This window comes from Amycolatopsis sp. NBC_00345 (assembly GCF_036116635.1).
Lineage (GTDB): Bacteria > Actinomycetota > Actinomycetes > Mycobacteriales > Pseudonocardiaceae > Amycolatopsis.
This window is the reverse complement of sequence record NZ_CP107995.1, coordinates 1599336-1618341: the sequence shown is the minus strand read 5'-3', so window position 1 is coordinate 1618341 and position 19006 is coordinate 1599336. Positions and strand designations below refer to the sequence as shown.

The following is a 19006-nucleotide window of genomic DNA, read 5'->3' as shown; positions in this document are numbered from 1 at the left end:
GGGTGGTGCCGGTCCCAGCCTCTCAGCAGCCGATGACCTTCCGGATCCAGGCCAGCTGCTGGGAAACGTCTCCCGCGCCCGCCATGCTCTCGCGGTCGGAGGTGTCGAAGACGCCGACCAGCGTCTCCGCCGCGGCCCCGGTGCCCATGATCGGGCCACCGGAGTCGCCACCGGCCGGGACCCCGGAAACGCTGGTGAGGCAGAAGTCCGTGCCGCCGCCGAAGCCGTCGCACCGCGGGTCGTCGGACTTGACCACCCGCAAGTCCGACTGCTTCAGCACGTCCGACTGGCAGGAGTTCTCATCACCCTGGCAGGTGGCGCCCCAGCCGTACTGCCGGACGGTCTGGCCGGGCCGCACCGGCTCGGCGCCGGGGAGCTTCGCGGGCTTGACGGTCATCGGCGGCACCTTGATCAGCATCATGTCGGCGACCGGGCTGCCCTGCCGGCTGTCCTTCACCGGGTGGACCACGGTGCCCGTGCGCTGGTCCAGGCTGCCCACCCGGAACTCGATGCGGGCGTCCGCGATGTCCTGGGCCTGCTCGAAGAAGCAGTGCGACGCGCTGATGATCCATTCCCGGCTGATCGCGGTCCCGGTGCACTCCCCCTTGCCGTCGACCAGCATCCGCACCGCCCACGGCCCGTACGCGCTGACCGAGCCCCCGATCACGGCGGACGCGGCGGGAGCCGGGGCGAGCGTGGCCAGCGCCACCAGGGGCAGCAGGAGAGTCAGGCGGGGCAGCTTCACGGGCAAGTCCTTAGCTCGGCGACGGCGGTCACCCTGGCGATGATGATCTTCGCCACTCGTCCGCGCAACTCCGGCCGGCCGGTCTGCACGAATGGCCCGTCATTGCCCGGAGCGGAACTATTCCGTGCCGATCTTTGCATGGCGGCCACCGCCGCCCGCGTCAAGGCTGGAGGAGTCCGCGACACCGAGAAACGCTGGGAGAAGTTCGTGCCGAACAGGAGTGTACTGATTTCCGGGGCCAGTGTGACCGGGCTGGCGCTGGTTTATTGGTTGCAGCGCAGGGGTTTCCAGCCAACCGTGGTGGAGCGCTCCCCCGGCCCGCGCGGGGGCGGGCAGGCCATCGACGTCCGCGGCGCCGCGCTCCAGGTCGTGGAGCGGATGGGGCTGCTCGAGCCGATCCGGGCCGCGAAGACCGATCTGCGGGGAATGTCGTTTGTGGACAGCCGGGGCGAGGAGCTGTCCCGCTCCACCGAGGCCACGCTGACCGGCGGGCTGATCGACAACGACGACGTCGAGATCATGCGCGACGACCTGACCACCCTGTTGTCCGACGCCGGCGGCGGCGCCGAGTACCTGTTCGGCGATGTCATCACCGCCATGACGCAGGACGGCGACGGCGTCGAGGTCACCTTCCGGCACAGCAGTCCGCGCCGGTTCGACCTGGTGATCGGCGCGGACGGCCTGCACTCCGGCGTGCGCCGGCTGGCCTTCGGCCCGGAGGCGGAGTTCGTCCGCTTCCTCGGCAGCTACATCACGATCTTCACGGTGGAGAACTTCCTCGGCCTCGACCACTGGCAGATGTACCACACCACCGACAACGGGCTGGTCGGCGTCTACAGCGCGCGGCACAACACCGAGGCACGGGCGATGCTGCGGTTCGCGTCCCCGGAACTCGACTTCGACTACCACGATGTCAAGCAGCAGAAGGAAATCCTCGCCGAGCACTTCGCCGGCGTCGGCTGGGAAACGCCCCGGCTGCTGGAGCGCATGTGGGAAGCGCCGGACTTCTTCTTCGACTCCACCAGCCAGGCCTGTCTCGAGCACTGGTCGAACGGGCGGGTCGCGCTGGTCGGCGACGCGGCGTACTGCGCTTCGCCCCGAGCCGGCCAGGGCACCAGCATGGCCCTCGTCGGCGCCTACGTGCTCGCCGGCGAACTCGCGAAGAGCCCCGGCGACCACGAGGCCGCCTTCACCCGGTACCAGCGGGTTATGCAGGGCTACGTCGGCAAGAACCAGCAGATCGCGCGCGACGCCGCCGCCGGCCGGACGGTCACCCAGGCCGACCGCGCCGACGCCGCCAACGGCATCACCCTCGAGGACTATCCCGGCTGACGCCGCGCGGCCGTGGGACTTACGCCGGCGGACCGGGACGCAGGCGCACCACCACAGTCCCCTTGGCCAGCGCACGGCGCAGCTCGTCCCGGTTGACATTGCCGTCACGGTCGAGGGTGACCCCGGAATGGCGGCTGTGGCTGGGGTTGCCCTTGATGATGACCTGATACGGCTCGAGGATCCGCACCGGCTCGCCCGTGCGCAGGTTGCGGCGCCACCCGGCGGCGGTGCCGATCAGCATCTTCTTGCTGACCATGCCGTGCAGCGGCGAACGCAGCACCCGCGGGATGGGGGCGGGGCAGACCTCGCCCCGCCCCCGCTCCACGGCCCTGTACGGGAGAGCCGCTGCTTCACCAGGACGTCACCGGATCCGGACTTCGCGGTCAAGAAGGATCTTGGTTCGCCACGCTCTCGCGCACCAGCGCGCGGGGTGCGAGCTGCCCGTGAGTACAAGCAGGACTAGACGATTGGCCCTGCCCGGCCCGCCTCCGCGCCCCTCGTGGTCGTCCATAGTGGACAGCTTCAGTTCGCGCCGGGCGGAGTGAACGGGCCCGCGGGCAATCCCACCTGGCGCAGGACGTCGGCGAGGTTGTAGTAGTCCTCGGCGGACACGATGCGATCGTGGCGCAGGGTGAAGACCGAGGTCGCGGGCACCGAGAAGGACTTCCCGGCCGGGTCGTGCGGCGGGGTGAACGGCGTCCGGTCGCCGAAAGTGCCGGCGAACGTCCAGGTCACGGCGATGTTGTCGCCGAGGCGGAACGCGTTCTCGACGGTCGCCCGGAAGGCGCGGAAGCGCTGCATGGTGGTCGTGACCCACTGCTCGACCCCGGCCGGGCCGGTGAACGCGGCCTGGAAGGCGTGGTCGGTGTAGGTGCCGTCGGGGGCGAACAGCGCGCTCATCGCCAGTGCGTCACCGGTGTTCCAGGCGCTCGCCCACTGCTCGACGACGCGGGGCGGCCGGTGGTCCGGACGGGGACCGCTGCCGGGTTTGGCGGTCGTGGTCCCGCCGGGCTGCGTTGCCGGCACCACGACCGGCGCCGGCAACGCCGCCGACGCGGGCAGGGCGGCGAGCGTGACGCCGGTGATGATCATGATCGGTTCCCCTTCCGGGCCGAAGGCCGGGCGCCGCCGGTCGGCAGCGCCTTACCCGACCGACAATGCCGTGGCGGGGGCGGTGAGCGCGTCGGCAACGATTGCCTAGATCGCGAGCTACGTAATCGGGCAGTCAGGGCGCCGGCTGCTCCGATAGAGTGACCGGCGGGGTCACTGGCGGTCACTCGACGCAACCAGATCGAGGAAGGATGTCGAGGTCGTGCCTTTTGTCGCCCGTCAGGAGCAGCTGGGTGCGCTCAAGGACCTGACCCGCGCGGCCTCGGCCGGGCGCGGGGGCGCCCTGATGGTGGTCGGCGAAGCGGGCATCGGCAAGTCCGCGCTGATCGACGCCACGGTCAGCGGCCTCGACGAGTGGCTGGTCCTGCGCGCGGTCGGGACCGAGTTCGAGCGCGACCTCCCGTACGCCGCCCTGCACCAGCTCTGCACGTCGGTGCTCGAACACCGCACCCGGTTGCCCGCGGTGCAGCGGACCGCCCTCGAATCGGTGTTCGGGCTCGGCGGCGAGACGATGCCGAACCCGCTGACGATCGGCCTGGCCGTACTGGGGCTGCTGCACGAGCTCAGCCGGCTCCGGCCCGTGTGCTGCGTGGTGGACGACGTCCAGTGGATCGACACGGGGACGCGGGGGGTGCTGGGCTTCGTCTCGCGGCGGATCGCCGCCGAGCGGATCGCGGTGGTGCTCGCCGGGCGGACCCCGTCCCCGGACCTCGGGTTCACCGATCTGCCGCACCTGCGGCTGCCGGGCCTCGGCGACGCGGACGCGCGGTCCCTGCTGCGTTCGGCCGCGCACGGTTCGATCGGGCTGGGTTCGATCGGGCACGGTTCGACGGCGCGGGGTTCGACGGCGCACGCGGAGCCGGACGGAGAGGTGCTCGAACGGATACTGGCCGAGGCCGGCGGCAACCCGCTGGCGTTGCTGGAGTTCGGCTACCAGACCGGGCCGCTGGGCCTGCCCGCCCCGGGTGACCGGCCGCGGGCCACCGTGGTGGACGTGCTGGAGGACCAGTTCGCCCGGCGGGCGCGGCTGTTGCCCGGCCCGGCGCGGTCGCTGGTGGTGCTCGCCGCCGCGGAGCCGGTCGGCGACCTCGGCCTGGTGCGCCGCGCCGCGCAGCGGCTGGAACTGGACCCGGCCGGGCTGTCGGCCGCGGAGGACGAGGGGCTGATCAGCCTCGGTTCCCGGCTGCGCTTCCGCCATCCGCTCGTCCGCTCCGGTGCCTACCACTCGGCCACCCCCGAAACCCGCAGGCGCGTCCACGCCGCGCTCGCCGAGGCCACCGACCCGGAGACCGATCCCGACCGCCGGGCCTGGCACCGTGCCCACTCCGTCGTCGACACCGACGAGGAAGTCGCCGCGGAGCTGGCCCGTTCGGCGGGGCGGGCGCAACGGCGGGGCGGTCTCGCCGCGGCCTCGGCGTTCCTCGAACGCTCGGCGGAGCTGACCCCCGACCCCACCCGGCAAGCCGGGCGGATGCTCGCCGCGGCCCGGGCGCGGCTGCATTCGGGCGCGCCCGCGGCGGCCCGTGAGCTGCTGACGCAGGCCGAGCGCCGCCCGATGGAGCCGGCCGACCGCGCCGACGCCCGCCTGCAGCGCGCCCTGATCGACTTCCACCTCACCCGCAGCGCGGACGCCACCGCCACGCTGGTCGACGCGGCCGCCGGCCTCCCGCCCGACCAGGCCAGGGAGACCTACCTCGAAGCCTTCGCCTCGGCCATGTTCGTCGACCGCCTGCCGGGGCGCCTGCGCCGGCTCGGCGCGCGCATCCGCGAGCAGGCACCGCGACGGCAGCAGCCGCGCCCGGTCGACCTGCTGCTGGACGCGTTGCTCGACCAGGTCCTTGTGCCGGCTGGGGAAGCGGTGCCCACGATGCAGCGCGCGGTGGCAGCGTTCCGCACCGCGGAGGACCCGTGGTGGATGGAACTCGCCTGCCTGATGGCGATCGACCTGGCCGACGAGGAGTCCGCGGCGGTGATCTCGGCCCGGCAGGTCGAGCTGGCCCGCGCGCGGGGCGCCTTCACCGTGCTGTCCCAGGCCCTGCAGATCCACGCGGTCGCCAGGACCGTTCTCGGCCAGTTCGAGGAAGCGGCCGGGAGCCTCGAAGAAGCCCACGCGGTGGACGAGGCGGTGGGCACCGTCAACTTCGCCGGCTCCGAGCTCATCCTGGCCGGCTGGCGCGGCGACGCCGGCCGGTTCGGCGAGCTGCGGGACCGGATGCACCGCCGGGTCGGCCGCGACGAGGTGCTCGCCGAGCTCTACGCGACCACGGTGCTGCGCAACGGGCTCAGCGAGTACCCGGCCGCGCTCGACGCCGGGCTCGCCGCCCAGGAACAGGAACTGCGCGGCTCCTACGTGATCTGGCACCTCGACGAAGAGCTGGTGGAGGCGGCCGCGCGGACCGGCCGTCCGGAGGCCGCCGCCGCGTCGCTGGCCCGGCTCGAAGCCCGGGCGCGCGTCGGCCCCACCGGGTGGTCCGTCGCCACGCACCTGCTCGCGCAGGCACTGCTCGATCCGGCGTCGGAACGCACGGACAGCCGCTACCGGGAGGCGATCGACCTGCTCGCCCGGACCGAGGCGCGAATGCACTACGGCCGCGCGCGCCTGACGTACGGGGAGTGGCTACGCCGCGAAGGCCGCCGCGCCGAGGCCCGCGCCGAACTGCAGGCCGCGCACGAAACGCTGACCGCGCGCGGCGCGACCGCGTTCGCCGCCCGGGCGGCCCGCGAACTGATCGCCACCGGGCAGCGCCCGCGCCAGGACGGCACGGACCCGCGTGAGCGGCTCACCGCCCAGGAACGGCTGATCGTCGGGAAGGTCGCCGCCGGCGCCACCTCCAAGGAAGTCGCCGCGTCCCTGTTCCTCAGCCCGCGCACGATCGACACCCACCTGCGCAACATCTACCGCAAGCTGGGCATCACCTCCCGCCGTCAGCTGCGCGAACTCGCACTCTGACCGAGCCCCCGCCCATCTGTCACACATCGGGCCACTGTCTTGTCTTAGCCGGCGGAAGCACCTCGAACCGACCACAAAGGACAGTGAATCCCATGAGCACCGCCCATTCGCACCACCTCGAGAACCCCGGTTCGACCACACCGCCGCCCCGGATCGACCTGGTGGCCACCGTTCCCGGCGCGCCGCCGATGCCGGCCGGGGCCGAGGCGATGACGATCCTGGTCACCCTGCCGCCCGGCAGCGAGGGCGCGCCGCCGCACCGTCACTCCGGTCCGGCCTTCGGCTACGTCGTCAAGGGCGAGATCATCTTCGAGCTCGAAGGCGAGCCGCAGCGCGTGGTCAAGGCCGGCGAGGCCTTCTGGGAGCCGGGTTACGACGTCATCCACTACCAGGACGGCAACAATCTCGCCGACGCCGAGTCCGCCTTCGTGGTGACCATGTTCTGCGCGCCCGGCCAGCCGATGCTCGTCCCGGTCAGCGCGGAGGAGCTGGAGCAGCGGCGGGACCGTCGCGCGCCTCGCCCCTGACCGCCCGTGGGGAGGCCGGCCGCGAGACCGGCCTCCCCAGCATCACTTCACCGGCGGGTTAACCGGGAGCCAGTCCGCGAAACGGGTCTCGGACAGCTGGGCGCCCGGGCCGGGCAGCAGACCGTCTTTGCCTGGCTTCGCACCGAAGTAGCGGGCTTCGGCGTCGGTCACGACCTCGCGCGCGTCGTGGCGGAAGGCCAGGCCCGTGCGGACCCATTCGTCCATTCCGAACACTTCCGGGCCGGCGATCTCGACCGTGCCGCCGAGCGGCTCGCCGGCCGCGGTCCGCGCCACCACCGCGGCCACGTCCGCGGCCGCGATCGGCTGCACGCCCGCGCCCGGGAGCCGGACCGTGGTGCCCTCGGCGGACGAGTCGGCGATGCCGCCGACGAACTCGAAGAACTGCGTGGCGCGCACGAGCGAGAACGGGATGCCCGACTGCTTGATCAGGTCTTCCTGCACCACCTTCGCCCGCAGGTAACCGGCTTCGGGCAGCCGGTCGCTCCCGACCACCGACAGCGCGACGTAGTGCCCCACGCCCGCCGCCCCGGCCGCCTCGACCAGGTTTCCGGTGGCAGTCCGGAAGAACGCCATCACGTCGTCGTCGGCGAACGACGGCGAGTTCGACACGTCGACCACCACCCGGGCACCCTGCAGCACCTCCTTGAGGCCTTCCCCGGTGATCGTGTCCACGCCCGACGCGGGCGACGCCGCCACTGCCTCGTGGCCGTGCTCGGTCAGCCTGCGGACGACCTGCGAGCCGATCAGGCCGGTACCGCCGACGACGACGATCTTCATGCTGAACCCCTTCGGTGAATGTCCCCCGCTGATCCGGGGACTTCGGACAACCACCAGCTAGGACCAGACCGGACCGGAATCTGTGACAGCCGCCGTGGGACTCGTCCGGCAGCCCGGGCGCGAAACGGGCTCAGGACCGGGTGATCGCGCCGAGCTTGCCGGGGTTCATCATCCAGAGCACCTGCTCGATCCCCTCGGCCGAAGCCGTGACGGTGACCACGGCGAAGGCCTCGCCGTCCCGCCGGAGCAACGCACCGGGCCCGCCGTTCGCCTCCACCCACGAGACGTCGACGCCGGCCCAGAACCGGTCCGCGAACGCCCGCAGGTACTTCGCCACCGTCGTCGCGCCGTGGACCGGAATCCGCGAAGCGCGCACCGCGCCACCACTGTCGGAGTAGCTCACCACGTCCGCCGCGAACAGGTCCTCCAGCGCCGAGAGGTCACCGGCCCGGGCGGCGGCCACGAACGCGGTCAGCAGCCGCCGCTGCTCGGGCGCGCTCGCCGGCGTCCGGCGCTCGGCGGCCAGCCGTTTGCGCCCGCGGCTGACGAGCTGGCGTGCGGCGACCTCCGTGGTCCGCACGATCTCGGCGATCTGGTGGTACGGGTAGTCGAACGCCTCCCTCAGCACGTACGCCGCCCGCTCGGTGGGCGAGAGCTTCTCCAGCAGGAGCAGGACCGCGAACTCCAGCGCCGCGCCCCGTTCCGCGCCCAGCTGCGGGTCCGCGGAGGTGTCGACGGGCTCGGGCAGCCACGGCCCGACGTAGGCCTCGTGCCGCGCGCGGGCGGTCTGCCCGGCGTTGATCGCCAGCCGCGTGATCGCCGTCGCGAGGTAGGCCCCCGGCTCGGCCACCGCGGACCGGTCGCAGTTCTGCCAGCGCAGCCACGTCTCCTGCACCAGATCCTCGGCGTCGACCGCGCTGCCCGTCATCCGGTAGGCGATGCCGAACAGCCTCGGCCGGATCCCGGCGAACACCGCGGCCGCGCCATCGAGGTCCCCGCCGACGGTCTCCTGCATGGGCCCAGTGTGCACTGCCTCCTCAGGACGGCCGGTTGACGTCCGGGATCACGATGTCGACCGGCTTTCCCTCGGACAGGTAGAACATCATCAGCTGACGGATGGCCTCGTCGAGGGTCCAGGCGATCGGCGGGATCAACGGCAGCGGGATGAGCTTCTCGCGCAGCGCCACGAACTGCGGGAAACCCATGCTGATCAACGGATCCCAGACCGGCTCACGTGGCACGGCCACCCAGTCGGCGACCTGGTCGCCGGCCACGTACCGGGTCAGCGCGTTGAGCAGGGACCGGCCGATGGGCGCGGCGGGACCGGCGGCCTGGCTGGCCATCGTGAGCAGCGTTTCGGCCAGGTCGCCGCCCTCCGGCGTCGGCCCCATCGCCGGGTCCAGGATCTGCTTCGACTGCGCTTCGGCCGCCGCCCAGGACGCGGGGATGTACTCGTCCAGGACGCCGAGCAGGTGCGCGTTCACCTGCCACAGGTGCAGGAACGCGTCGGACTCCGCGGCGCTCAGCGGGACCTGCCACTCGGTCAGCTTGCGCCTGACGAACGTGGGCAGGCTGTGCCAGGTGATCAGGATTTCGTTCTGGCTGATCGGGATCCGGCCGCCGCCGGTCCGGGACCAGCCCGGGGACTGCGGCAGCAGGTGCCGGACCGCGGCGTGCACCAGCCGGGTCTTGACCGCGGTGACCATGATGTGGCCGTCGGGCTGGAAGGCGTTCAGCTCGTGCAGGTCGATGCCGAGCTTGGTGGTCTTGGCGACGCGGTCCTTCATGGCCGCGCCGCCCTTGGAGTAGTAGACGGCCCGGGCCTCGCCGGGGATGGCGGTGCTCATCATCCCGCTGCCCAGCCCGTAGCCGAGGATGAGGTACGTGCCCTTGGCCTTGGTGAAGTCGGCCACCCGGGCCAGTTTCGCGGGGTCGGCCCACGACGGCAGCCGGCGCGCCTGCTCGATGAACGCGTGCAGGTCGCCGGGCAGCCCGGCCGGCAACGGCTGGTCGTTCCGCGTCCAGGTCCGCAGCAGCTCGTTGACCCGCGGCACCTCACCCCGTTCGAGGAGCGAGGCCACCAGCGGATCCGCTTCGGCGTCCCACACCCCGCGAGGGTCGGCGCCCGCGCCCGAACCGGCCACCGAACCGCTCGGTCCCCAGGTCCAGGCGGCCAATGCCCGGGCCGGTGCGGCCGCGCCCAGCGAGGCGAGCGCCCCCAGCGCCCCGCCGCCCACCATCAACATCTTGCGCCGGCTGAGTCCGTCCATGCCTGACTCCTCTTTGAGTCTTGGATCTTCGAAGCTGAGATAGCGACTGATACGATGGTACGCATCATGTAATCCCGTATCAAGGGGAGGCGGCAGGTGGAAGCGGTACGATCCGGCGAGATGACGCCAGGCCGGGAATCACTGCTGGAACGCGCGCTCGCCGAGGCCGTCGGGCCGGCCGTCGCCGACGACGACGAGGTGACCGCGCGCGTGCTCGACGGCGCCTACGAACAGTTCTGCCGGATGGGGATCCGCCGGTCCACCATGGAGGACGTGGCCAAGCGGGCCGGGGTCTCCCGGATCACCGTCTACCGCCGGTTCGCCACCAAGGACGCCTTGGTCGAACACGTGGTGCGGCGCGAGTTCCGCCGCTACTTCGACCAGTTCCTCCTCGACATCGAACCGGCCACCACCGCCGCCGACCGGGTGGTGCTGGGCTTCGCCAGCGCGTTGCGGGCCATCCGGCACAACCGGCTCATCGGCGGGCTGATGGCCGTCGAGCCGGACGTGCTCGTGCCGTCGATGATCAGCGACGGCGGGCAGACCCACGCCGCGGTGCAGCGGTTCGTCGCGGGCCAGCTCCACCGCGAGCAGGCGGCGGGCACGGTCTCGGCCGAGGTGGACGTGGAACTCGTGGCCGAGCTGATGACCCGCGTCTCCGCCTCGTTCCTCGTCACCCCGAGCCAGGTCGTGGACCTCGACGACGACGAGCAGGTGCGCGCGCTGGCCCGGAAGTTCTTCGTGCCCATGTTGCAAAGCGTTGCGGGGCCGGGAAACCCCTCCACATTCGTGTAGTAACTCAATGACACTTTCAAGAAGTACACTCGGGACGTGCGCACCCACGAAACACACGCGCGGCTGATCGAGCAGCTGATCAGCCTGGGCGGAGTCGTCACCAGCATGACCAAGGCCATCGTCGAGGCGGACGACCTCACCGAGTCACAGGCCAATCTGCTCTGGCTGGTGGACCCGGACGCGGAGCCGGTTTCCCTCAAGCAGCTCGCCGGCCGTCTTCAGTGCGATCCGTCGAACGTGACGTTGCTCAGCGCGAAGCTCGAAGAGAAGGGCCTCGCGCTGCGGGCACCGCATCCCGCCGACGGACGGGTGCGCACGCTGCTGCTGACCGACGCCGGCGCGAAGGTCCGCAAGCGGCTGCTCGCGCGGGCGTACGCACGCTCCCCCTTCGCCACGCTGGAAGGCAAGGAACAGCAACAGCTGCACCGGTTGCTGGACAAGGTGCTGACCGCCCAAGCCGAGCGCTGAACCCGGCGAGAGGCTCGTGAGTGTTTATGACGGTTAGAACCGTCCTAAACACTCACGAGCCTTACAGCTCTTAGTGCCTGTTTGTGATCCCGGTTTCGGGTATGGGTCGGGCCTCTGCTAGTGATCTTGACACCACATCTCGATCTCTAGCAGAGGCCCGGTTTCCCTTTGTACCTTGCCGTGGATCGGCCCACGTCAGTGGGCTGTCGTTCCCGTCGCTACCCGTCGGACACCACCGATGCCGAGTGGGCGTTGCTGGAGCCGTTGCTGCCCAGGCCTGCATGTGCGACCGAGCTGGGTGGCCGGCCGGAGAAACATCACCGGCGCGCGGTCGTGGACGCGCTGCGCTACGTGACCGACAACGGCATCAAATGGCGGGCGTTACCAGCGGACTTCCCGCCATGGCAGACGGTGCACGGATTCTTCACCCGCTGGAGCAAAGCCGGGGTGTTCGACAAGATCCGCGACCAGTTGCGCGAGAAGATCCGGTCGCGAGCGGGGCGGAATCCGGCGCCGTCCGCAGCGGTGATCGACTCCCAGTCGGTCAAGGCCGCCGAGACCGTCGGCCGCCCGTCGCGCGGCTATGACGGCGGGAAGAAGATCGACGGCCGCAAACGCCACATCGCCACCGACACCCAAGGACTGCTGCTGGTGGTCCTGATCACCGCAGCCAGCGTGCAGGACCGCGCCGCAGCCCGCGACCTGCTCTCGGCGCTGCACACCGCCTACCGCGGCATCACCTGGGTCTGGGCCGACGGCGGCTACACCAGCAAAGCACTGGTCGACTGGGCACAAGACACACTGCATCTCACCTTCGACATCGTGAAGAAAATCGTCGGCCAGACCACCTTCATCATCCTGCCCCGGCGCTGGGTCGTCGAACGCACCTTCTCCTGGATCACCCAAGCACGCCGCAACGCCCGCGACTACGAACGACTACCCGACCACTCCGCCGCATTCGTCAACAACGCCATGATCACTATGATGACCAGACGCCTCACCCGCCCAACAAAGCGGGCCAGAACCACCTAACCAAGTTCCAAGACAGGCACTTACAGTGCGCAGTAGGCGTTCAGCGCGGCGGTGCCGACGTCGGCCTGGCCGGGCGTGCCCTCGATCATGTGGAACTCGTTGACCGCGAACACCATCTGCTTGCTGCCGTCGTCACTGGTGATCCACTGGCTCAGGTAGCCGAGCACGGCGCCGGTGTGGGTCCACACCGGACCGCACGGGTCTGCGCGTGGCCGATCCCCAGTCCGTAGCCGTTGCCGGAGGTGGCGTCCATCGGCACCGTGGTCTTCAGCTCCTGTTCCTGGGCCGGCTGCAGCAGCTTGCCGGTCATCAGCGCGCGTTCGAAGGTCGCCAGGTCGTCCAGGGTGGACACGATGGCGCCGGCCGAGCCGAACGCCTGCACCTGCGACGCCGTGACGTCCCGGTAGATGCCGAGCGCGATGAAGTAGCCGTTCAGCGAATTCGCCGGCATGGCCGGGTCCGAGGCCGGGAACGTCGTGTCGCGCAGGCCGAGCGGCTCGATGATCCGGTGCTGGATCTCGACCGCGGGGTCGTTTCCGGTGACCGCCTTGATCACCATGCCGGCCAGCACGTAGTTGGTGTTGGAGTACGAGTACTTCGCGCCGGGCGCGCCGACGGGCTTGCTCGACGTGCCGAGGTTGACCAAGGTCTGCGGCGCCCACTGCAGGCTGGGGTTGAGATTGCCGGCGTAGGTCAGGCCGAACTGGGTGTTGGCCGCGTAGTCCGGGATCCCCGAGGTGTGGGTGAGCAGCTGCCGGAGGGTGATCTTGGTGCCGTCGTTGCCATTCGCGTTCACCGCGCCGGGCAGCCAGTGGTCCACCGTGTCGTCGAGCGAAAGCTTGTGCTCGGCCTCCAGCTGCAACAGGACGGTGGCGGTGAACGCCTTGGTGTTGCTGCCGATCCGGAACTTCATCTTCGGGTCGGCCGGCGTCCCCTTGACGCGGTCGGCGTTGCCGGCGTGGATGTACTGGGTGTCGTCGCCGTTGCGGACCATCCCGATCACGGCGGGATAGCCGTCCTTCAGCCCGGCCTGGGCACCCGCCTGCAGGATCTCGGCCGGCGTCGGTGTCAGTGCCGGCGCCGGCGCCGGCGCCGCGCTCGCCGCACCGGCGAGGCCGGCCATCAGCGGCACCGCCGCCGCGACGGCCAGGATCCTCTTTGCTGTCAAGAACATCCGTCCCCCTGTTCGATCTGGTGATAGCGCGGGGGACGCTAGCGACGCGTGATTAAACTCCGATGAAATCGGCGACGGGCTCGCGTTCTCAGAGGAAAACGCGAGCGTTGTCCAGCCACTTCTCCGCGTCCTCACCGACCGCCGTGAGATCGGTCTCGGCCCGGGACCGGCGATGGGTGACCCGAAGGCAGAAATCGAGGGCACTGCCCTGAACCCGTTGCGCGGCGTCTTCCGGGCCCCAGAACCAGGTCTGGCCGCCGGGACCGGTCAGCTCGACCCGGAACGGCTCGGCCGGACCGGGTAACTGGGCGGCATAAAACGACAGCTCCCGGCCGATCACTCCGAGCGAGGCCACGTGCTGGAGCCGCCCCGTCGCACGATGCGGGACACCCAGCGCGTCGAAAACGTCCTGCCCGTGCGCCCAGGTTTCCATCAGCCGGAGCGGCACCATCAACGCCGCGGTCAGCTGCGAGCCGTACCACGGAAACGCGTGGTCCAGCGGAATGTCACGGAGCGCCTCCGCCACCTCGGCTCGGCCGGCACGCCATTGTTCCAGCAGTACGGATCGCGGTTTGGCCGCGCCGGCGGCGGCTTCGAGATCGGCGTGCTGGCTGCCTTCGGCTTCGGCCTCCTTCAGCACGGTGCCGAACGCCTCCGGGGTCCGGATGGCGATGAGCACGTTCGCGTCGGCGGCCGCGAGATGAGCGATCTGGTGGGCGATCGTCCACCCCGCCGCGGGCGTGGGCACGGACCAGTCGGCCTGCGCCGCCACCAGGGCGTCGAGCTCGGCGCCTTCAGCCACCAGGTCGGGCAGAGCAAGATCGCGCTCTACACCGGACAGGTCGAAACCGTAGTCCAGCATCGAATTCACCTTTACACGCAGGGATGGCAACGGGGTCGTCCCGCCGGGAGGAACAAAGCTGATGTGGCCAGGCTACCGGAAAACGGCTTCGGGCAGCGGCCGCGCTCGGGCGGGAGCGACGGCCACGGTCCCGCCATGTCATCAGGATGTCATCGCCCCCGGCTAGCGTCCGCTTCCGCTGGCACAGGTGGATTCGGAAGGCGTTTCATGGCCCGGTTGTTCATTGTCCTCACGGCACTCGCCGTGGTGTTCTCGGTACTCGCCTTCCAGAGCGGCAACGTGCCGATCGGGATCTTGTTCGCGCTGGTGGCGGCCGCTCCCCTGGTGTTCCTGATCTCCGTCGCGGTCCGCGGCCGGCGCGGGGTGCCCGTGCGAACGGCGCTGGCGGGCGAATCCGCGCCGGGGCAGGCGTCGAACAAGAACCGCAAGCTGGCGGTGCGGCTGATCGCCGTGGCCGTGGTGGCGGCGGTCGGCTACGGCGGGTACTGGGTCCTGTTCGCACCGAAGGCCAGCAACGCGGCGGTCTCCCGGGTGTCGGACCTCGAGGACGGCTGCGCGGGCGTCCGCAAGTACTTCCCGGACAACGACGCGTACACCGGCCCCAGCCCGCACCCGGTCGGCGTGTTCGTCACCAGCGACTCCGACTCCCTCAACATCGCCTCGATGGGCGCCGACGTGCCGCCGGAGTGGGACGACACCCAGCTGAACCCACGCCAGGTCCAGGTCATCGCCTGCCTCGACTCGCCCGACGACGGCCAGTACCTCACCGACTGCAAGTTCACCTCGGACACGCTCAAGCTCTACCAGGGCAAGTACGACGTCACCCTCTACGAAGCCAAGACCGGCACGAAGATCGGCTCCACACAGCTGCTCGGCAGCTCGCAGCCCAGCTGCCCGTCGCTGACCCTCACCAAGAGCGACGCCACCAGCATCCACACCGAGCCGGACTTCACCGATTACCGCGCCGCGCTGGGCCAGTTCGTCGACAACTGAGGACGAGCGGCGGCCGCGCCGTGTCACCCGGAAACGCCGGACGGTAACCGTCCGGTGGCCGTCCGCGGCGGCGCGACCGGGGGCCGTGAGCACCCCGGGTACGATCACTGCCGATGATCATGGACGCTCCCCGCCCCGTGCCGGCCCCGGCGCGGGTGGACAGCCGGCCCGGCCGGACGGTGCGGTTGCGCGACATCCGCCCCGGAGATCGTCGCGCCCTGATCGGGTTCGACCGGGACCCGGCCGGCGGCCCTGCCGCCGGGGGGTACCGGCACTGGGCGACCCACCGGGCGGACGTGGCCGGCTCCGGCGACGACCGCCACCTCGCGATCGAGACGCTGCACGGCCGGACGCTGGTCGGCTCGATCTGGCTCCAGGCCGACCCCGCGTCCGGCCGGTTCAGCTACGGCATCGGGATCGGCGCGCAGCACCGGCGTTGCGGCTACGCGGGCGACGCCGTCACCACGCTGCTCGCGTTCATGTTCGAGCAGCGCGGCTACCACGAGTGCGAGGTCAGCGTGCACGGCCGTAACTTCGCCTCGCTGGCGCTGCACGCGAGGCTCGGCTTCCACGAAGAGGGCCGGCCGCGCGACACCGAGCTGCTGCGCGGGCAGATCAGGTACCCGGTGCTGATGGCCATCACCGCCGGCCACTTCGCCGCGCACCACCCGGGCTTCGCCGCCGCGCACGGTCCGGCCCGCCCCTGGCGGGGGCGGCACTGGCGAACGCCGCGGCGAGGGCGTCACTGGCGCGCCGAACACCACTCCTGACGCCAGCTACGTCCGACAGCGGCCAGGACGTGCGGTCAAGCCAATCCCACCGCGGTCTCGGTGACGCGCCCGCCATCGACCACGAGGAACCGGTCCACGCGGCCGGCCAGCGCGTGCGGGTCGTGGCTGATCGAGAGGACCGCGGCGCCGGTCCGCTGCTGGTAGGCGTCGAGGTGATCGAGGACGCGGGTGGTCAGCGAGTGGTCGAGCCCGGTGGTGACCTCGTCGCAGATCAGCACGCGCGGGTGCGCCAGCAGGGCCCGCGCGAGGGCGGCGCGCCGCAGCTGGCCGCCCGACAGCCCCGGCGGGTACCGGCCAGCCTGCGCCTCGGTGAGCCCGAGCTGGTCCAGCACCGCCACGGCCTCGTGGTGGGCTTCCGCCGGGCGCAGCCCGCGCAGCCGGACGCCGGTCGCGGCGACCTGGTCGGCCACGGTGCGCCGCGGGTCGAACGACGCGGCCGCCTCCTGCCAGACGTACTGCACCGACGCGACCTGCGACGTGGTGCGTTTCCGCAACGGTGGCAGGGGCTCGCCTCCAGCCAGCACCGTGCCACGGCTCGGCCGGACCAGACCGGCGACGCAACGGGCGAGGCTGGTCTTCCCCGCACCGGAAGCTCCGGTGATCCCCACCGTTTCACCGCCGTAGAACGAAAAATCGACCTCGCGCAGCACCGCCGTCGATCCATAGTGGACAGACACGTCCCGGAGCTCCACCACCGGCGCACCCCGTGGTGCGGCCCGCTCCCGCACCGCCACCACTGGCCGTGGGGACGGAGGCGGCGCGGGTTCGACGGTGCCCTCACGCACGCTCAGCACCCGCCCGCCGAGCCCCGCCACGACGTCCGGATCGTGCGTGACGACCAGCATCGCGACCCCGCTCTCGGCCAGCGCCCGGAGCTGCGCGACGAGATCCGCCTTGCGCCCGGCGTCGAGGCCGGTGGTCGGCTCGTCCAGGACCAGCGCTGTAGGCAGGGTCGCGAGCACCTGCGCCAGTGCGAGCCGGGTCCGCTGGCCACCGGAGAACTCGAACGGGTACCGCCGCAGGACCCGGTCCCCGTCCTCGAACGCGACCGCGCGCAGGACCTCGGCGACCCGCTCCCGCCGCCGCGCCCGGCTCATCCGCGGTTCCCGCAGGCCGGCCAGCTCACCGAGGGCCCGGCCGATCCGGCGGGCCGGGTTCAGCGTCTCGGCCGCCTGCTGCGGCAGGTAACCGATCCTCGGCGGCGCCTCGATTTCGCCGTGCACCGTCAGTCCGGGCCGGGTGAGCCCGGCGACCGCCATCGCGACCGTCGTCTTCCCCGCGCCGGAAGGGCCGAACAGCGTCACCACTTCGCCCGCGCCGACGGAGAACGACACGTCGCGCAGGATCGGCACCTCCCCCGCCTGCGCGGTGAGCCCGCGGACCGTGATCACCGGCGCGCCGCCCGGAGCGCGTCCCGCACCGCGAGCGCGCGCGGGTCGGCCAGCAGGTCGTCCCACAGCAGGTTGAGGCCGACCACCAGCGCCGCGATCAGTCCGCCGGGCAGGAAAACCGACCAGGGCGCCTCGGCGAGGCCGTCCCGGTTGGCCGCCACGGTCACCGCCCAGTCCGCGGAGGCCGGGTCGAAGCCGAGGCCCAGGAAGTTCGCCGAAGACAGGAAGTAGATCGCCGCGGCGACGCGGACCCCGAAGTCGGCGGCGACCGGCCGGGCGAGTTCGCGCGCCGCGTACCGGCCGTAGCGGTGCCACCGGCTCTCCCCCTGCATCCGGAGCGCGTCCATCACCGGGTCCTGGACGACCGCGCGCGCCGCCATCCGCACGAACCGGGCGATCGGGGCCACCAGCGCGAGCCCGACCGCCGCCGCGACCGCGACCGTGGAGCCGGAGGTGCGCACCGCCGCCACGATGATGATCAGCAACGACGGCAGGCACAGCAGCACGTCCAGCGGGCGCATCAGGAGGTCTTCCAGCCACGGTTTCGGCGCCGCCGCCGCGAGCAGGCCCACGGTGAAGCCGATCGCGTAGGCGCACAGCACGGTGACCGCGGTGACCACCAGCAGGGTGCGCCCGCCTTGCAGCGCTGCCGCGAGCACGTCGCGGCCGAGCCGGTCGGTCCCGAACGGCGACCAGGCCGACGGGCCGAACGGGGCTTGGCGGCCGGGCGGGGCCAGGTCCGCGAGCCACGGGCCGGCCAGCGCGAACAGCACCGGGACCGCCACCAGCACCGAGAACAGCGCGCGCTTGGCCGTCACGAAAGGCTCCGCCGGGGCACGAGACGCTGGCCTGCCAGGTCGATCAGGGCGTTCACCAGGATCGCCACCACCCCGGTGATCAGCACGATGGCGAGGATCACCGGCTGGTCCCGGTCGCCGATCGCGCCGATCAGCGCGGACGCGACGCCCGGCAGCACGAACACCGCCTCCACGATGAACACTCCGGACAGCAGGCCGTCGCCGGTGCGTCCCAGCTCCTGCATCGCCGGCCCGAGCGCGTTGGGGGCGATGTGGCGCAGCAGCAACGAAACCCGGCCGACCCCGAGCCGCCGCGCCTGCTCGATGTAGGGCTGGGCGGCCACGTCGATCACCCCGGCGCGCACGAGCCGGACGAGCGGCGCCGCGACCCTCGCCACCATCACCGTGAGCGGCAGGACCAGGTACCCGGGCTCGGCGAGCATGGTGGGCAGGTCGGCGCCGAGGAAGGTCGCCGGGAACAGGCCGAGGCCGACGGCCAGGTAGGCGACCAGCAGCACCGCGAGCACGAAGTCCGGGATCGAGTCGAAGAACACGCTGACCGCGGTGATCACCCGGTCCCGGGCCGAGCCCGGCCGCAGCCCCGCGGCGAACCCGGCCCAGCCGGCCACCGGCAGCAGGAGCAGCGTGGTCAGCCCGGCCATCACCGCGGTGACCGCGAACGGCTCGGCGATCACCCGCGACACCGGCTCGCCGCTCGCGTAGGACGTCCCGAAATCGCCGGTGGCCGCGTGCCCGAGCCAGTCGAGGAACCGGGTCACCGGCGCGACGTCCAGGCCGAGCAGGTGCCGGGCCTCGGCCCGCTGCCGGTCCCCGAACAGGTCGCCGCCCCGCACGTCCGCCGCGTCGCCGGGCAGCAGCAGCGACAGCCCGAACACCAGCACGAGCAGGATCAGCACCTGCCCGGCGCCGAGGGCGAGCCGGCGCAGGGCGAAGCGGGCCGTCACCGCCCG

The 19006-nt window shown here is 71.6% G+C and carries 20 protein-coding genes; 8 read left to right on the top strand and 12 right to left on the bottom strand.

The window, feature by feature from the left end; all coding sequences use genetic code 11:
- Window positions 1-22: 22 nt before the first annotated feature.
- Complete coding sequence (locus tag OG943_RS07355; RefSeq protein WP_328608929.1) at window positions 23-745, bottom strand: S1 family peptidase; 723 nt, start codon at window positions 743-745, stop codon at window positions 23-25.
- A 138-nt stretch (window positions 746-883) separates the two neighbouring features.
- Here OG943_RS07355 and OG943_RS07350 point away from each other — a divergent pair, with 138 nt between their 5' ends.
- Complete coding sequence (locus OG943_RS07350) at window positions 884-2077, top strand: FAD-dependent monooxygenase (protein ID WP_328608928.1); 1194 nt, start codon at window positions 884-886, stop codon at window positions 2075-2077.
- A 19-nt stretch (window positions 2078-2096) separates the two neighbouring features.
- On the opposite strand, the gene OG943_RS07345 is transcribed toward OG943_RS07350, so the two are convergent.
- Window positions 2097-2402 carry a hypothetical protein gene (locus tag OG943_RS07345; RefSeq protein ID WP_328608927.1) on the bottom strand — a complete coding sequence of 102 codons (306 nt, stop codon included), beginning with the start codon at window positions 2400-2402 and terminating at the stop codon, window positions 2097-2099.
- A 197-nt stretch (window positions 2403-2599) separates the two neighbouring features.
- Window positions 2600-3169 carry a nuclear transport factor 2 family protein gene (locus OG943_RS07340; RefSeq protein WP_328608926.1) on the bottom strand — a complete coding sequence of 190 codons (570 nt, stop codon included), beginning with the start codon at window positions 3167-3169 and terminating at the stop codon, window positions 2600-2602.
- A 220-nt stretch (window positions 3170-3389) separates the two neighbouring features.
- Between OG943_RS07340 and OG943_RS07335 the strand changes: the two genes are divergently transcribed.
- Complete coding sequence (locus OG943_RS07335; protein WP_328608925.1) at window positions 3390-6137, top strand: ATP-binding protein; 2748 nt, start codon at window positions 3390-3392, stop codon at window positions 6135-6137.
- 92 nt (window positions 6138-6229) lie between these two features.
- On the top strand, window positions 6230-6664 hold the full coding sequence (locus OG943_RS07330) for a cupin domain-containing protein (RefSeq protein ID WP_328608924.1): 435 nt from the start codon (window positions 6230-6232) through the stop codon (window positions 6662-6664).
- 42 nt (window positions 6665-6706) lie between these two features.
- Here the strand turns inward: OG943_RS07330 and OG943_RS07325 are convergent, their stop codons facing one another.
- The 3 genes from OG943_RS07325 to OG943_RS07315 all read right to left on the bottom strand — a co-directional run bounded on the left by OG943_RS07325 (window position 6707) and on the right by OG943_RS07315 (window position 9732).
- Complete coding sequence (locus OG943_RS07325; protein WP_328608923.1) at window positions 6707-7462, bottom strand: SDR family oxidoreductase; 756 nt, start codon at window positions 7460-7462, stop codon at window positions 6707-6709.
- Window positions 7463-7592: 130 nt separating this feature from the next.
- On the bottom strand, window positions 7593-8477 hold the full coding sequence (locus OG943_RS07320; protein WP_328608922.1) for an RNA polymerase sigma-70 factor: 885 nt from the start codon (window positions 8475-8477) through the stop codon (window positions 7593-7595).
- 22 nt (window positions 8478-8499) lie between these two features.
- Window positions 8500-9732 carry an oxygenase MpaB family protein gene (locus OG943_RS07315; protein ID WP_328608921.1) on the bottom strand — a complete coding sequence of 411 codons (1233 nt, stop codon included), beginning with the start codon at window positions 9730-9732 and terminating at the stop codon, window positions 8500-8502.
- A 96-nt stretch (window positions 9733-9828) separates the two neighbouring features.
- Between OG943_RS07315 and OG943_RS07310 the strand changes: the two genes are divergently transcribed.
- The 3 genes from OG943_RS07310 (at window position 9829) to OG943_RS07300 (ending at window position 12027) form a co-directional block, all read left to right on the top strand.
- Window positions 9829-10527: a TetR/AcrR family transcriptional regulator gene (locus OG943_RS07310; RefSeq protein ID WP_328608920.1), complete on the top strand. Its 699-nt coding sequence runs from the start codon at window positions 9829-9831 to the stop codon at window positions 10525-10527.
- Window positions 10528-10563: 36 nt separating this feature from the next.
- Window positions 10564-10995, top strand: coding sequence for a MarR family winged helix-turn-helix transcriptional regulator (locus OG943_RS07305; RefSeq protein ID WP_328608919.1), 432 nt, complete (start codon window positions 10564-10566; stop codon window positions 10993-10995).
- Window positions 10996-11175: 180 nt separating this feature from the next.
- A complete protein-coding gene (locus OG943_RS07300; protein ID WP_328608918.1) occupies window positions 11176-12027 on the top strand; it encodes an IS5 family transposase in 852 nt (283 codons plus the stop codon).
- Between the two features lie 20 nt (window positions 12028-12047).
- On the opposite strand, the gene OG943_RS07295 is transcribed toward OG943_RS07300, so the two are convergent.
- The 3 genes from OG943_RS07295 to OG943_RS07285 all read right to left on the bottom strand — a co-directional run bounded on the left by OG943_RS07295 (window position 12048) and on the right by OG943_RS07285 (window position 14063).
- A complete protein-coding gene (locus OG943_RS07295; protein ID WP_328608917.1) occupies window positions 12048-12194 on the bottom strand; it encodes a hypothetical protein in 147 nt (48 codons plus the stop codon).
- On the bottom strand, window positions 12179-13195 hold the full coding sequence (locus OG943_RS07290) for a serine hydrolase domain-containing protein (RefSeq protein ID WP_328608916.1): 1017 nt from the start codon (window positions 13193-13195) through the stop codon (window positions 12179-12181). Before OG943_RS07290 ends, OG943_RS07295 begins: the two co-directional genes overlap by 16 nt.
- 94 nt (window positions 13196-13289) lie before the next feature.
- Window positions 13290-14063: a TIGR03084 family metal-binding protein gene (locus tag OG943_RS07285; protein ID WP_328608915.1), complete on the bottom strand. Its 774-nt coding sequence runs from the start codon at window positions 14061-14063 to the stop codon at window positions 13290-13292.
- A gap of 207 nt (window positions 14064-14270) precedes the next feature.
- Between OG943_RS07285 and OG943_RS07280 the strand changes: the two genes are divergently transcribed.
- The gene (locus tag OG943_RS07280) at window positions 14271-15056 is read left to right on the top strand and encodes a hypothetical protein (RefSeq protein ID WP_328608914.1); all 786 of its coding nucleotides are present in this window, start codon (window positions 14271-14273) and stop codon (window positions 15054-15056) included.
- A 119-nt stretch (window positions 15057-15175) separates the two neighbouring features.
- Entirely contained in the window at window positions 15176-15826 is a 651-nt protein-coding gene (locus tag OG943_RS07275) for a GNAT family N-acetyltransferase (RefSeq protein ID WP_328612025.1), read from the top strand.
- Window positions 15827-15861: 35 nt separating this feature from the next.
- Here the strand turns inward: OG943_RS07275 and OG943_RS07270 are convergent, their stop codons facing one another.
- Genes OG943_RS07270 through OG943_RS07260 form a run of 3 tightly spaced genes read right to left on the bottom strand, consistent with a single transcriptional unit; the run spans window position 15862 to window position 19000 of the window.
- Complete coding sequence (locus OG943_RS07270; RefSeq protein WP_328608913.1) at window positions 15862-17238, bottom strand: ABC transporter ATP-binding protein; 1377 nt, start codon at window positions 17236-17238, stop codon at window positions 15862-15864.
- The gene (locus OG943_RS07265) at window positions 17235-18056 is read right to left on the bottom strand and encodes an ABC transporter permease (protein WP_328608912.1); all 822 of its coding nucleotides are present in this window, start codon (window positions 18054-18056) and stop codon (window positions 17235-17237) included. The genes OG943_RS07270 and OG943_RS07265 overlap by 4 nt, the downstream gene beginning before the upstream one ends.
- Window positions 18053-19000: an ABC transporter permease gene (locus OG943_RS07260; RefSeq protein ID WP_328608911.1), complete on the bottom strand. Its 948-nt coding sequence runs from the start codon at window positions 18998-19000 to the stop codon at window positions 18053-18055. The genes OG943_RS07265 and OG943_RS07260 overlap by 4 nt, the downstream gene beginning before the upstream one ends.
- Window positions 19001-19006 lie beyond the last annotated feature (6 nt).